This window comes from Streptomyces sp. HSS9-12 (genome assembly GCF_054963655.1).
In genome coordinates this window covers 1-13,655 of sequence record NZ_JBUEGC010000026.1, presented here as the reverse complement: position 1 = coordinate 13,655, position 13,655 = coordinate 1, and the positions used below count along the sequence as shown (strand labels likewise).

Below are 13,655 nucleotides of genomic sequence, written 5' to 3'. Positions count from 1 at the left end.
ACGAACCCGGCCTCGCCGGCCAGCCCGGCGAGACCGTTGACCGTCTGTCAGCCCTCCCGGATGAAGCCCTTCCGCACCAGCCAGTCCTTCGCCACCTCGTGCGGGTCCTCCCCTCCCACATCCACCCGCGCGTTCAGCCGCTGGGCCTCCGCCGACGTGAGCCGCCTGCTGATCGGGGCGAGGATCTCGGCGATGGCGGGGTACTTCTGCATCGCGCCGCTGTTCATCTCCGGCGCCGCGTTGTAGTTCGGGAAGAAGTGCCGGTCGTCCTCCAGCACTTTCAACCTCAGCTCCGGAATGCGGCCGTCGGTGGTGGCGGCCACCCCGAGGGTGCAGGCGGCGCCCTTGGCGACCTGGGTGTAGACGACTCCGTCGTCCATCTTCTTGAAGTTCCCGGGCGGGAGGGTGAAGCCGTACTTCTTCGCCACGCCCGGCAGGCCGTCCTCGCGCACCGCGAATTCGCTCCCCCCGCAGATCGTGGCTGCGCCCGGGTCCTTCTTCACCAGACGTGACACATCGGAGAGGGTGCGCAGCCGGTACTGCTGCGCGTTCGCCTGGTTCGCGACCAGCGCGTAGGTGTTGTCGAGCGGGGCCGCGGGCAGCCAGGTGATGCCGTGGCCGCGGTCCTCGTCGCGTACGGCCTCCCACTGCCCGTACGGGTCGACGATCGGCCGGGTATGCCCGAGGTACGTGATCCAGGCCGTGCCCGTGTACTCGTACATCCCGTCCGCCGCACCGGACTTGACCGCCTCGCGGGCACCGATCGAGCCCTGGATGTTCGTCCGGTCCAGGACTTCCGCGCCGGCCGCCTTGAAGGCCAGCCCCATGATCTGGCCCAGGATGATCTGCTCGGTGAACTCCTTTGAGGTGACGGTCAGCCGGGCGCCCGCCAGCGGCCGCCCCTTCCCGATCGAGCCCGGCCGCACCGAGTCGGCCAGCGGGCTGCCGCTGGTCAGCCCGCAGCCGCTCAGGCCCGCGGCGGCAAGGAGCAGCGCGCAAGCGCCCGCGGCAGCGGCCCGTACCCGGGACAGGCGCATCAGTCCACCTCCAGGCCGCGCGGGCGCAGCAGCATCTCGACGAGCATCCCCAGCCAGTCCACGATCAGTGCCATGGCGACCGTCAGCACGCAGCCGAGCACCAGCACCGGCATGCGCTGGTTGGTGATGCCGGAGGAGATCAGGTCGCCGAGGCCGCCTCCGCCGCCGAAGGTGGCCAGCGTCGCGGTGCCGACGTTCAGCACCAGCGCGGTCCGTATGCCTGCCAGGATCAGCGGTACGGCCAGCGGCAGTTCGACCCGGAACAGCACCAGGCGCGGCGGCATCCCGATGCCGCGCGCCGCCTCCACGAGCGCCGGGTCGATGGCCTTCAGCCCGGCGACGGTGTTGCTCAGCACCGGCAGCACCGCGAACGCCACGATGCCGATCAGCGCCGCCCGCCGGCCGATGCCGAGCCAGATCACCAGCAGCGCCAGCAGGCCCAGGGCCGGAGTCGCCTGGCCGACATTGGCCGCGGCGACGATCGGCGGGGCGGCCCGGCGCAGGCCGCTGCGGGTCAGCGCCACGCCCAGCGGGATCGCGATGACGAGCACGAAAAAGGTGGAGATCGCCACGAGTTCGGTCTGCTGGCGGAGAGTGATGCCCACGATGCCGCCGGAGAGGGAGTTCCTGGCGATCGAGTCCAGCTCGGCGGTGCTGAGATACAGAGCGGTGGCTCCGAGGGCCGTCGCGACGAAGGCCGGCACCGTCACCAGCTTCTGCCAGGTGATAGCCGGGACACGGGGTGGGACCCGGTCGGGTGCGCCGAGCCCGGTACCACGCCCGTCCGGCCCCGGAGCCCCGTGACCGGCCTCGGGAGCCGCCCTGCCACCGGCCCCGCCGCCACCCCTGCCGCTGACCTCGCTCCGGCTCACGAGGGCTCACCCCGGCCGGTCCGCTGAGCCTCCTCAGCCCGCCGCTCTTCCGGCGCCCCGTTCATGGCGTTCAGCAGCGTCGCCATGCCCGCGACGCCGACGTACTCGCCGCCCTGCCCGGTGACCGCGACGCGGCCCGAGCCGTCGCCCAGCAGCGCCTCCAGCGCGTCCCGCAGCGTCGCTTCCACTCCGATCCGGCCCCGTACCGGGAGGCCCGCCGACAAGGGCAAGGGCTCCGTGGCGGGCTGCGCGCTCTGGGCGCGTGTCAGGTCCTCGCGCCGCAGCCAGGTGTGCGGGCGCCGGTCCCGGTCCAGCAACAGCAGTAGACCGGCGGGGGCGGAGCCCGCGCGCAGCAGCTCCAGGACGGTCTCCAGCGGGTCGTCGACGGTGGCGGTCGGGACGTCGCCGAGTTCCACGTCCCGTACGCGCTTGAGCTGCAGTCGCTTCACCCCGGCGCCCGCGCCCACGAATCCGGCGACGAAGTCGTCGGCCGGGCTGGTCAGGATCGCCTCCGGAGTGTCGAACTGGGCGATGTGCGACCGCTCGCGCAGCACCGCGATCCGGTCGCCGACCTTGATGGCCTCGTCGAAGTCGTGGGTGACGAAGACGATCGTCTTGCGCAGCTCTCGCTGCAGCCGGATGAGCTGGTCCTGAAGGCGGTCGCGGGTGATGGGGTCGACGGCCCCGAACGGCTCGTCCATCAGCAGCACGGGCGGGTCGGCGGCCAGCGCCCGCGCCACCCCGACCCGCTGCTGCTGGCCGCCGGAGAGCCGGCGCGGATAGCGGCCGCGGAACTCCCCAGGATCCAGCCCGACCAGATGGAGCATCTCCTCGACCCGGTCTCGCACCTTCGCCCGGGGCCAGCCGGCCATCTTCGGTACGAGCGCGATGTTCTCGGCAACAGTCATGTGCGGGAACAGGCCGGTGGCCTGGATGGCGTAGCCGATGGTGCGGCGGAGCGCCACGGGGTCGATGCGGGTGACGTCCTCGCCGCCGATCGTGATCCGCCCCGAGGTCGGCTCGATCAGCCGGTTGATCATCTTGAGGGTGGTGCTCTTGCCGCAGCCCGAGGGACCCACGAGGACCACGGTCTCGCCCGCCGCGATGTCCAGGGTCACGTCCTCCACGGCCGGAGCGGGGCTGTCCGGGTAGCGCTTGGTGAGGTTGTCCAGTCGGATACTCGCGCCGGCTTCGGCCGGCTGGGCGAGCCCGGCATACTCCGCGGCTGCGGAAGCCTGGGCGGTGGGTTCGGCGGTTTCGGCAGGTTCAGCCACGGATCCCCCGTGAGATGGTGAGCCGTCCGATCACCACATACCCGGCGTCGAACAGCAGGGCCAGGACGACGATTCCGAGCGTCCCCGAGAGTACTTCGTTGAGCGCGTTCGCACTGCCCAGGCTGGAGATCCCGCGGAAGATCTGGTTGCCGAGCCCGGGCCCCGAGGCGAAGGCCGCAATCGCCGCGATGCCCATCAGCATCTGGGTCGCCACCCGGACGCCGGTGAGGATCGGCGGCCAGGCGAGCGGCAGTTCGACCCTGAACAGCCGGGTGAACCGCGACATCCCCATGCCCTTGGCGGCTTCGACGAGTGCCGGATCGACCCCGCGTAATCCGACGACCGCGTTGCGGACCACGGGCAGCAGCCCGTACAGCGTCAGCGCGATGACGGTCGGCGCGACGCCGAGGCCGACGACCGGGACGAGCAGGCCGATGAGGGCCAGGGAGGGGACGGTGAGGATGCTTGCGGTCGTGGTGATCGCGAGGTTTCCCGCCCACTCGGTGCGGTAGGTGAGGACGCCGATCAGGACCCCGAGCACCGTGGCGGCGACCATGCACTGGAAGACGGCGCTGGCGTGCTGATACGCGTCCACCAGCAGCTGTTGGTAGCGGGTGCCCAGGTACTCCCAGAAGTTCACTTCTCGGTCCCTCCCTCAAGGGTGGTCCTCCAGCGGTCCTTACGGCGCCTGCGGCGACGCCCGGCGCACCGGTGGAATGATCCGGAGCGGCACCGGATCCTCGATCACGATCGCCGTCGAGGCCCGCACGATGCCATCGATTCCCACCACCGCGGTCGATCACGCACTCGAGTCGGAATTCGAACCTGCCCACCAAGCCGCCGCACGGCAAGTCCCCCTGGGCCGTCATGGTGTGCAGCTTCCGGCACGTCCGGCACGTCCGGCACGTCCGGCACGTCCGGCACGTGGTCCAAGTGCGCCCGCATGTCCGCGGTAGGTGTTTCACACAACGCCTTGGGCTGCCATAGCCTCCGCCACGCGGAGGAAGCCCGTGATGTTCGCACCGAGCACGTAGTCGTCGGGGGTGCGGCCATAGGTCTCGGCGGTGGCGCGGCACTGAGCGTGGATGTGCCGCATGATGGCCGCGAGTCGGGCCTCCGTCTGTTCGAATGTCCACATGTCGCGGGAGGCGTTCTGCTGCATCTCCAGTGCGGAGGTCGCCACTCCACCCGCGTTGGCGGCCTTCGCCGGGCCGAAGAGCACGTCCGCCTCCCGGAAGATCTCGATCGCTTCGGGCGTGCACGGCATGTTGGCGCCTTCGGCCACGGCGAGCACGCCGTTCTTCACCAGGGCGACGGCGTCTTGCTCACCCAACTCGTTCTGGGTCGCGCACGGCAGCGCGATGTCGCAGGGCACCTCGAACACCGATCCCTGGTCGGAGAACCGCGCGGTCGGCCTTGCCTCGACGTAGGCAGAGATCCGTGCCCGGCGAACCTCCTTGATCTCCTTCAGTAGTTCCAGGTCGATTCCGTCCTCATCGACCAGGTATCCGGAGGAGTCGGAGCATGCCACCACCGAACCGCCCAGGGCGTGGACCTTCTCGATCGCGTAGATGGCGACGTTCCCGGAACCGGAGACGACCACTCGGCGCTCGTCGAGGGCGTCGCCGCGGGTGGCGAGCATCTCGTGGGCGAAATAGACCGCGCCGTAGCCTGTGGCCTCGGTGCGGGCGTGCGAGCCGCCCCAGGCGATCCCCTTACCGGTGAGGGCCCCTGCCTCGTAGCGGTTGGTGATCCGTTTGTACTGGCCGAAGAGGTAGCCGATCTCCCGTGAGCCCACGCCGATGTCTCCGGCGGGAACGTCGGTGTGCTCGCCCATGTGGCGGTGGAACTCGCTCATGAATGACTGACAGAACCGCATGACCTCCCCGTCCGAGCGGCCCTTGGGATCGAAGTCCGATCCGCCCTTGCCGCCCCCGATGGCCATCCCGGTCAACGCGTTTTTGAAGATCTGCTCGAAGCCGAGGAACTTGACGATGCCGAGGTTGACGCTCGGGTGAAAGCGCAGGCCTCCCTTGTACGGGCCGAGCGCGCTGCTGAACTCCACCCGGAAACCGCGGCTCACCTGTACGTCACCGTGATCGTCGACCCACGGAACCCGGAAGATGAGCTGCCGCTCCGGTTCACACAGGCGCTCGGCGATCCGGGCGTCCACGTACTCCGGGTGTTTTTGCAGCGCCGGCGCAAGAGAGTGCAGCACCTCTGCCGCCGCCTGGTGGAACTCCGTCTCTCCAGGATTCCGTTGGCAGACCCCCGCGTAGACGGCCTCGATGTGTGCACTGACGTTCATGGATGCCTTCTCTCTTCCTCTTCGGGCGGCGCGGTCGCGTCGCGCAGTGCGTCCCCTCGACTCGTTGAGCGAGTCGCGGCCCGCTCATCGGCAGCAGCCGTCACATCGCGAACGGATTCGCTCCCCGATGGGTTTCGGCAAGGGCAGGGTTATCGATCGCCAGGCCTGAGGAGCTGTTCGGCTGTGGGCTATTGCCAGGCCTGAGCAGTCGTGACCTCCGGACGGGTCGGGTTCGTACACCCAGTACAGGGCCGCGAGCTGTACCAGGAGGAGTACCGGCACGAGGCACGCGGCCGTCATGGCCACCCGCCCCTGCCAAGCCGCCTCCGGGCGCTGCCCCCGGCGGTGCGCGCCTCGACGCAGGTTCAGCAGGAGCAGCAGGGCCGCGAGGCCGCACACCGGGGCGGCCCAGGCGGTGACGTACATCCGCGTGGACGGGCCAAGGTATCGGCACTCCTGGAAGGTGTCGCCGTCGAAGGAGAAATGGGCCGCTAGCAGCCCAGCCGATGCGACCGTCAACACTGGCACCAGCAGGAACCAACGTCGCCAGGAGGGCGCGGGTGCGGATGGTTGTATCCGCGTGTCCATGGTCATCAGTACCAGTCCGGGTTGGCGCGGACGATCCGTATGTGCTGCTGACCCTCATGCTTCTCTGTCGCCGGAACCCCGCCTTCCAGGCTCACGTTCTGGTACGAGTCGATGTGCTGGGTGTACTTGATCTCGCCGTCCGGCGTCACCGCGGTGACGATCGCCGCGTGGTGGGCGTTGCCCTTTTCGATGGAGCCGTTCGGGCCTGACTGCTCGTAGTAGATGATGCCGCCCGGCTTCACATCGGAGCGTGGGACCTCGGTAGCGCCGTGCTTGAGCGCGAAGTTCTGCTGCGGCGCGTACACCTGCGGTTTGGATCTCGATGTCGCCCAACAGTAACTCCATTGTGTAAGCGGGCAGTTGGTGGAAGCCCAGGGATTCGTTCGAATGCTGGGCATCCTACGGCCCGTTCGTCATGGGTTCGCGGCAGCTCGGTGAAGAGGTCGGGCAAGCGTACGGATGAAGGCGCCTACGGCTTCGCATGGACGCCCAGTCCCAGAGCGGTGCGTACCGCGAGACTGACCCGCTCTGCGACTCATCAGAGCCGCCGCGGGTAGCCGCCGCCCCCAGGCAATTCCGGAAGTGTCGGTGCCCGGTGCTCCTCCGGCGATGCCGACTCCCGGAAGCTCCCTTCCCGGCGGGTCTGCTGACGAGGTGAACGCCGGTGCGCGCCGGTCGCGGTGTGGTCGATCTTGTAAACGGTTGAGCTGCCCCCAGCCGTCTTGCCCCTGGACTCCTGGACGTCGACGGTGGATTCGACGAGCTCGGCGTATGGCCGGCGGGCCTGCCGCGGCGCCGGGCCAGGTGTGGGCACCAGATTGAACGCGGTCCGCGCTGGGAGGACCGGGTTCACTCCGGGAGGGGAGGTTGACCCGCGTCGTAGACGAGCAGGCGGCGCTCGGGCAGCAGACGTGCCTCGGGGCTCGGGGGGTGCGGTTGCAGTGTTCCGTCGTGCATGAGGTGCAGGACCTGGACCTCGCGGGCGAGCACCAGGAAGTCGGCGATCATCTTGCGGTGGCAGCGCCACCACACGGACTCCGCGCACATGACCGCGGTGCGTTCTTCGGCCGCTTCGGTGAGCAGGTCGTCGATCGCGGAGAGGAACTCGGGCGAGCGCATGTGGGCGGCGTACCCGCTGAAAGCACGGTTGCGCAAGGCGCTGTCGGGCGTGTCCGGGCGTGCCTTCCGCCAGCCGCCGAGCCGCTTGTCCCATCGGTAGGCGATGCCGGCGTGCGGCAGCCATCGTGACATCGCGTCGCGGTTGGCGTCGGGATTGTGTCGGCTGCCCGGCGCCGTCCGTACGTCGATCAGCCGGCGCACCCCGAAGCCATGCAGCAGCCGCGCCATCTCCATGGCGTCCGCGGTGCCGTGGCCGAAGGTCAGCAGTTGCATGTCACTCACGCAACTCTCTGCCCAGCACGGCGCCACGGCCTCGTGCCCTCAGGCGCTGTCCACACGCATCGTGGATAGCTCCCCAGATGGCTTGCATGGTCTCTCCAGTGCCTGCTGGGCCTTCTCCGAGAGGGCGCCGCCGTCCACGACTTGCTTGCCGAGCTCCCCGAAGGCCTCGTGGTGGCGGTGCTGCGGCCCCCGGCCCGGGAGACGGTGCTCCCTGCCGTCGGCCCCGATGTCCTGCATGCGGTGCCTGGAGCAGTGAAAGTGAACACCCTCGAGCGGACTGAGGTTTCACCGCGCTGCATGCCCCCGGTTTGCGACGGCGAGTGTCTTGGAAATCTAGCAGCACGTCAGGCTGATTGCTCCCTACTGCCGGGTTTCGCCTGCTTCTCTCCTAATTCCTCGTTAGCGTGTGCGGTCATAGTGAGGGGGAGATGTGGAGCGTCCGAATCAGCCCGGGCCTGACCAGTCTGGTAGCCACCAGCCTGAGCGGGACCAGTCCGGCAGTCAGCCTGAAGGCCGGCCGGGAAGGAGCTACTTCCCGTTACGAGACCGCCGTTTCATGGCCACTACCGTCGTCGCGCCCATCGTGGTGGCCGCCGTCGCGGCAGCGATCGGGCTCGGGCTCACCGGGGGATTTTCTTGGGTGGCTGACAAGATCAAAGGGGAGGAGCCGCCCATCTATGTGTCGGGATCGCGAGCGCCTCGGACGGTGGAATCGCCGAGACCGAGCCCGACTCCGAGCGCTTCGGTGGTGGAGGCCACTCGCACAAGCTCCCCGCCGGCCTTGGCCACGGCCTCGGCCACACCTTCCCAATCCACGGACTCAGTTGATCCGGATACCGCCTACAACGAAGGTCTCAAAGTCGGTGACGCCTCCTACCTGTGCCCGTGGGACGTCTGGGTGGTGAAGGCTCCGACGAGTGCACTGGTGTACCCGCCGGTGTCAGGCGCAGAGTTGGACAGCTCCCTGGTCTCCTACCGGAACGCCGGTGATCCCGACAAGACGGTGCTCAGCCTGTCCATTCAGCCTGAGGGAAGCAGGCCACTGGTGGTCAGAGAGGTCCGGGTCAAGGTCCTTGAGCGCAATCCGGCGCCCGGGCCGGACGAGGCCACAGTGCTGGGGTTGCTGACCGGTGGGTGCGGCGGCACGGTGGACGAGATTAAGGCCCAAGCCGACCTGGATGGCGGCGGCCAGTACGCCCGGGTGGTGGTCACCGGCGGCAAGGCAACGCTCCCATGGGAGATCCTCGGCGGCAGAACGCTGGATGTGGATCTGACCGTGAGCACGCGGCAGTGCGACTGCACCTGGGTGCCGGAGATCGTCTGGGAGAAGAACGGTGAGGTCCACACGACCCAGTGGCTCGACGACGGCCAGCCGTTCCGCACCATCCCATCGGAGGGCTACGCCCGCACCGCCTGGCAGCTGCATTACGCGGGCGACCCGGGCTTCAGCGAAGACACGTGGCTGCCGATTCCGTTCGACGAGCGAGTTCTCAACTAGCGCCGCGTCAGCCAGGGTTTGCCCGGTAGCGAGGTGACCTGGTGCGGTCAGCTGCAAGGCGCCGGACTGTCGCTCCAACTCGCACTGGCCACCGCCACAGGCGTTACCGTCACCCTCGGCGCCGGCCCCGGCGTCGCCGTTGCCGCCCAGCGGCCGACCACTCGCTCCAACGCAGCCACGGCCCTGCACAACCCCACGCACACCATTCCCGGGCTGCCGGCTCTCGCCGACCTGTCCGCCGAACGCCTGGAGTCAGCCGACAAGGTGGCCGCCGCCAAGTTCGGCACCGACAAGTTCGGCACCGACAAGTTCGGCACCGACAAGCCCGTCGAGGATCCCGCCGACGCCCTCCACAGCACCGCCCTCGCCCGGGCCATCCCGCCAATATGCGACGTGGGTGCCGCGTCGATCCGTCGCTCCGGTTGATGTTGCGTAGTGGACCGCAAAGTCACCCTTCGCTGCCGGGAGGAGTGACCATGGCAGTGACAGAGAACGCCGACCCGGGATATGAGCATCACGCTCACGCCCGGCGCTCCGGGGAGGTGACAACCGATGGTGTTCTGGTACGGCCCCCACGGCGGCTGGGGATGGCTCGGGATGACAGTCAGCATGATCTTGTTCTGGGCGCTGATCGTCACCATTCTCTTCCTGATCTTCCGGTCCGGCGTACGCGCTCCACAGCACCCCGGCACTCCCACCGGCCCTTCGCCCGAGCAACTGCTCGCCGAGAGGTTCGCCCGTGGAGAGATCGACGAGGAGGAGTACCGGCGGCGGTTGGCCGTGCTCCGGGAGCGTCCAACCCCACCCTGAGCTTGCCCGGCCCATTCGTGATCCCGCGGCCCTGTCACCCCATCCCCTGAGACACCCCCGCAGGAAATGCCCACGATCTCACCCTCGTGGGGAGATCGCCGTGCGAGTCCTGCCCTAACGGGTACGCGACTCATGCGCGGACACGTCGGACGAACCACCCGCCTCCACAGTTACCCCGAATCACCCCCTGGCTCATCTGGTCCGGGCGGTGTGACAGGAGGGGCGCGGCGGTCGCCGCCGATGTGGCCGGACTTCTGCAAGCGGGCCCGGTCGATCAGGAGCCCCGTCGCCCGCGTGCGGTTTCCCCCAGCAGCGGGCCGGCACTCACAGACCGGGCACACCGGCGTATCGCGGAGGAAGCCCTGAAACCGCACGGCGGCAGCAGTCCCGCCCGGGAGCGGACCGCGCCCGGACCGCGTCGGCCCGAGCCGAAGTGAGGAGCAAGCGATGTCGCACACCGTGGAGTGGAAGGTCCGCCTCTACCTGTTCGAGGACCAGGGAACGACGACGGCCCGGGTGGTGCTCGATACCGGATCGACCGCACTGACCGGCCGAGGTATCGCTCGGTGCAACCCTGCGGACACGGACGTACCGGAGATCGGTGACGAGCTCGCCGCGGGCCGGGCCATGCGAGACCTCGCCCAGCAGCTCGTTGATGCCGCCGAGCGCGACATCGAGGGCATGGGCGCGTCGCCGCCCGACCGTCAGAGGGCCGGATGGCTCACATGATCGTCGGCGACACCCGGGGGCGGCTTCAGAGCTCAGACTCCTGCCACTGGCCTTGCTGATGTGGATCCCGGGTGGCCCGCAAGATCGCCTTATCCACCGCTGGCTGAGCTCTGGGTGTCGTCGGTCCGGTACCCGATGCGCTCCGAGGATCCCCAGCAGGTGTGGGTGTCCATCCCCCCACTCCGTCTCCTCTCAGCGGGGCGAGGCGACGGCCCGCGCCCGGCCGAGCGTGGCTGAGCTTCTGGGAGGACGCTGGTACTGGAGGATTCGAAGGAGGGAGGCGGTGGCCGTGTCGGACATCGGTCGGCGCGTGGCCCACGAACGCAGGCGGCAAGGGCTGACCCGTGCGGAGGTGGCCCGCCGCGCCGCCATGTCCCCGGAGTACCTGGCGTACCTCGAGGAGCGGCCGGCGGATCCGAGTCTCGGAACTCTGATGAGACTGGCCGCCGCACTGGGGACCACGGTCGCCGACCTGCGCGGCGGTGGTACGGACGTCCCGCCCGGTCAGGGTCAGGCGCTGCTCCACCCCGAGCTTCGGGAGATGGATCCCGATGAGTGCCGGGACCGGCTCGCCACACACGGAGTGGGACGGGTAGCGGTCTCGACACCCGAAGGCCCGGCGGTCGTCCCGGTGAACTACGAGGTCGTCGACGACGCGATCGTCTTCCGCACCGCACCCGATGCCGCCCCGGCAGCGGCTGTGGGAACGGATGTCGCGTTCGAGGTCGACCACGTGGACGACGCCATGAGTCAGGGCTGGAGCGTGCTGGCCGTCGGGCCGGCCCGAGCTGTCACCGAGCCCGACGCGATGCGACGGCTGGCCGGGCGAGCTCACACCCGGCCGTGGGCCGGAGGCGACCGCCCGCTCTGGGTGTCCATCGAACCCAAACGCCTGACGGGCCGCCGAATAGCCGCCGCGTAGACATCGGCACTGTTCAGGACACGCTTCCTGGCGGCCGGTCCGCGACGCCGTATTCACCGGTGACATGGCACTCGACGTCCACAGCACCCTCCACCGCCCGGGTCAGGCGGGCCGCCCGACGGCCACGACGGGCAGGGTCATTACGTCTCTCACGGTGTGCGGTGTCTCAGCCACGGAGGCCTCCTCCTCTCGTGTGAGATCCGCGCGCCGCCGGCACAAGGCCACGCGTCGGCCAAGCGATGTCGCGCCGAAGGGGCTGGTCAGCGCGCAGGCGCGCGGACCGCGCTACGGCGCGGGCCGACGTGACCAGGATGGCGGTACGGCGGTGGGCCGCCCAACCCGGGCAAACCCAGGTGAGGAGCGCCCCTACGGCGCACGGGGTGCCTTCGTCCACACCCCAAGGGCCGCGCCGGCATGGAACAGGCGGCGCCAGCTCACGTGTACACCGTTTGCCGACCGGTGTGCGAGGCGCTGACCGCAGCGGATGTGAGCGGCTCGGACAAGATGCTCGCTCAGCGAGCCGGGGCAGACTGACCCGGTGTTCCGAGGGGGCTGGGCAGACTGACCCATGGCCCCTCGTCCATGCACGACCTCGTCCCGCAGGAGGACCGCCATGCCCGCGAACCGACCATTGGTGATTGTCTTCGATGTGAACGAGACGCTCAGCGACCTGACCCCGCTGCGCGGCCGGTTCGAGGAGATCGGCGCCCCCGCCGATCTGATGCCCCTGTGGTTCGCCGGGATCCTCCGTGACGGGTTCGCGCTCGCGGCGGCCGACGGCTACGCGGACTTCGCCGACCTGGCCCGCGACAGCCTGCGCGGGCTACTGGCGGGAACGGCGCACCAGCCCACCGATCTGGAAGCGGCGGTCCGCCACGTCGTGTCCGGGTTCTCTGCGCTGGAGGTTCACCCTGACGTGCCGGCCGGGGTGCGGGCGTTGCGCGAGGCCGGATACCGGTTGGTGACCATGACCAACGGCAGCGCCGCCCTCACTGACCAGCTCCTGGATAAGGCGGGCCTACGGGAGTGTTTCGAGGCGCTGTGGGATGTGACCGGCCCTCGCCGGTGGAAGCCGCACCCGCGCGCCTACCGCTACGCGGTCGAACGCTCCGCTGTTCGCCCCGACCAGGCCATGCTGGTGGCCGTCCACCCGTGGGACGTCGACGGCGCCCAGCGGGCGGGGCTGGGCGGCGCCTGGATCCGGCGCGGGGTCACCACCTACCCGCGTTCACTGACCGAGCCCTCCCTCACCGCGGAGGACCTCACAGAACTCGCACGTCTCATCGACTGAGTGTTTCGGCGGCTGATCCGCCCACCGGGACCGAGGCCCGCCGGGTAACCGCGTTAGGCCAGGCGCGGCAGCACGACCGATCATGCGCGATCGGCGGGGATGTCCGGAGACGATTGAGGAAGGCCGGGACCTGCACGGTCCTGCACAAAGTCCGGGCCGGGGTCGCCACCGCGCGGCTCACTTGACCCGCGAGGCAGAGGGTGGCGGCTTCGGCGTCGGCGCCGCGGTGACCCGCACCGCGTACTTTCTGGGCAAGCGCATCGACTCCGAAGGAGCGGAGGTCCCGGGTCGCCGGCTTCACCCCCGGGACTGCCGAGTGACGGGGGTCCGGCGCGTCCACTACGACGGGGCGTGCTCCCGGGCCCGGTGCCGGTGGGCGGCCACGGTCGCGAGCGCCTGCCAAGCCACCTCCGGGTGGCATGTCTCCTGGGGATCGCCGCCAAAGGGGTCGAGCACGACAGTCTCGGCCCCCAGCACACGCAGTTGTTCGAGGTCATCGAGGATCTGATCGATCGTGCCCTCGCCGGCCAGCCGGTCGGGTCGGGTGACCGGCTCGCCGGTCAAGCGCAGGACGATGCGGGGGACTATTGCGGACACCGGCCGTTGCTCCTCGGCCGCGATCTCCTTCATCCGTTCCACCGCCTCACGAAGCCAGTCGAGGCTGTTCCGCAGCGGATGCCACGGCGCGCCGAGCCGCACCGCCCGGCGGATCCCGGCGGCGCTGTTGCCACCGACCCACAGTGGGATCCCCCCGCTGCGGTAGTCGGCCTCGTTCTCCCAGGCCTTACGGATCACCTGAAGGTACTCGTCCGTCAGCTTCCCGCGCCGCTCGAACGGCACGCCGAGAACCTCGAACTCCTCCCGCGCCCACCCGACGCCGACGCCGAGGATCAGCCGTCCTCCGCTGAACTGGTTGAGGTTGGCG

The 13,655-nt window shown here is 69.5% G+C and carries 14 protein-coding genes and 1 pseudogene; 6 read left to right on the top strand and 9 right to left on the bottom strand.

Annotated elements, in window-relative coordinates; genetic code table 11:
* Positions 1-47 precede the first annotated feature (47 nt).
* The 8 genes from ACY34J_RS15850 to ACY34J_RS15815 form a co-directional block, all read right to left on the bottom strand.
* A complete protein-coding gene (locus tag ACY34J_RS15850) occupies positions 48-1,037 on the bottom strand; it encodes a glycine betaine ABC transporter substrate-binding protein (RefSeq protein WP_462727126.1) in 990 nt (329 codons plus the stop codon).
* The gene (locus ACY34J_RS15845) at positions 1,037-1,909 is read right to left on the bottom strand and encodes an ABC transporter permease (protein WP_462727125.1); all 873 of its coding nucleotides are present in this window, start codon (positions 1,907-1,909) and stop codon (positions 1,037-1,039) included. Before ACY34J_RS15845 ends, ACY34J_RS15850 begins: the two co-directional genes overlap by 1 nt.
* Complete coding sequence (locus tag ACY34J_RS15840; RefSeq protein WP_462727124.1) at positions 1,906-3,183, bottom strand: ABC transporter ATP-binding protein; 1,278 nt, start codon at positions 3,181-3,183, stop codon at positions 1,906-1,908. The genes ACY34J_RS15845 and ACY34J_RS15840 overlap by 4 nt, the downstream gene beginning before the upstream one ends.
* A complete protein-coding gene (locus tag ACY34J_RS15835; RefSeq protein WP_462727123.1) occupies positions 3,176-3,823 on the bottom strand; it encodes an ABC transporter permease in 648 nt (215 codons plus the stop codon). Before ACY34J_RS15835 ends, ACY34J_RS15840 begins: the two co-directional genes overlap by 8 nt.
* A gap of 321 nt (positions 3,824-4,144) precedes the next feature.
* The gene (gene gdhA, locus ACY34J_RS15830; RefSeq protein WP_462727122.1) at positions 4,145-5,491 is read right to left on the bottom strand and encodes an NADP-specific glutamate dehydrogenase; all 1,347 of its coding nucleotides are present in this window, start codon (positions 5,489-5,491) and stop codon (positions 4,145-4,147) included.
* Between the two features lie 593 nt (positions 5,492-6,084).
* Positions 6,085-6,384: a hypothetical protein gene (locus ACY34J_RS15825; RefSeq protein WP_462727121.1), complete on the bottom strand. Its 300-nt coding sequence runs from the start codon at positions 6,382-6,384 to the stop codon at positions 6,085-6,087.
* A gap of 233 nt (positions 6,385-6,617) precedes the next feature.
* Entirely contained in the window at positions 6,618-6,932 is a 315-nt protein-coding gene (locus tag ACY34J_RS15820; protein ID WP_462727120.1) for a hypothetical protein, read from the bottom strand.
* Positions 6,929-7,471: a DUF488 domain-containing protein gene (locus ACY34J_RS15815; RefSeq protein WP_462727190.1), complete on the bottom strand. Its 543-nt coding sequence runs from the start codon at positions 7,469-7,471 to the stop codon at positions 6,929-6,931. The genes ACY34J_RS15820 and ACY34J_RS15815 overlap by 4 nt, the downstream gene beginning before the upstream one ends.
* Before the next feature lie 565 nt (positions 7,472-8,036).
* On the opposite strand from ACY34J_RS15815, the gene ACY34J_RS15810 reads away from it, so the two are divergent.
* From ACY34J_RS15810 to ACY34J_RS15785, 6 genes and pseudogenes are all read left to right on the top strand, one after another.
* Positions 8,037-8,978 (top strand): hypothetical protein, encoded by a 942-nt coding sequence (locus ACY34J_RS15810; protein WP_462727119.1) that lies wholly within the window; start codon positions 8,037-8,039, stop codon positions 8,976-8,978.
* A 33-nt stretch (positions 8,979-9,011) separates the two neighbouring features.
* Positions 9,012-9,404, top strand: a complete 393-nt coding sequence (locus tag ACY34J_RS15805) for a hypothetical protein (RefSeq protein ID WP_462727118.1) — start codon at positions 9,012-9,014, stop codon at positions 9,402-9,404.
* A gap of 126 nt (positions 9,405-9,530) precedes the next feature.
* Positions 9,531-9,788 (top strand): SHOCT domain-containing protein, encoded by a 258-nt coding sequence (locus ACY34J_RS15800; protein ID WP_462727117.1) that lies wholly within the window; start codon positions 9,531-9,533, stop codon positions 9,786-9,788.
* 447 nt (positions 9,789-10,235) lie between these two features.
* Entirely contained in the window at positions 10,236-10,517 is a 282-nt protein-coding gene (locus ACY34J_RS15795) for a DUF1876 domain-containing protein (protein ID WP_462727116.1), read from the top strand.
* Positions 10,518-10,812: 295 nt separating this feature from the next.
* Positions 10,813-11,439: pseudogene (locus ACY34J_RS15790) on the top strand (helix-turn-helix domain-containing protein); the annotation flags it as partial.
* Positions 11,440-12,052: 613 nt separating this feature from the next.
* Entirely contained in the window at positions 12,053-12,730 is a 678-nt protein-coding gene (locus tag ACY34J_RS15785) for a haloacid dehalogenase type II (protein WP_462727115.1), read from the top strand.
* Positions 12,731-13,069: 339 nt separating this feature from the next.
* On the opposite strand, the gene ACY34J_RS15780 is transcribed toward ACY34J_RS15785, so the two are convergent.
* A partial coding sequence (locus tag ACY34J_RS15780) for an LLM class flavin-dependent oxidoreductase (RefSeq protein WP_462727114.1) occupies positions 13,070-13,655 on the bottom strand: 586 nt, incomplete at its 5' end.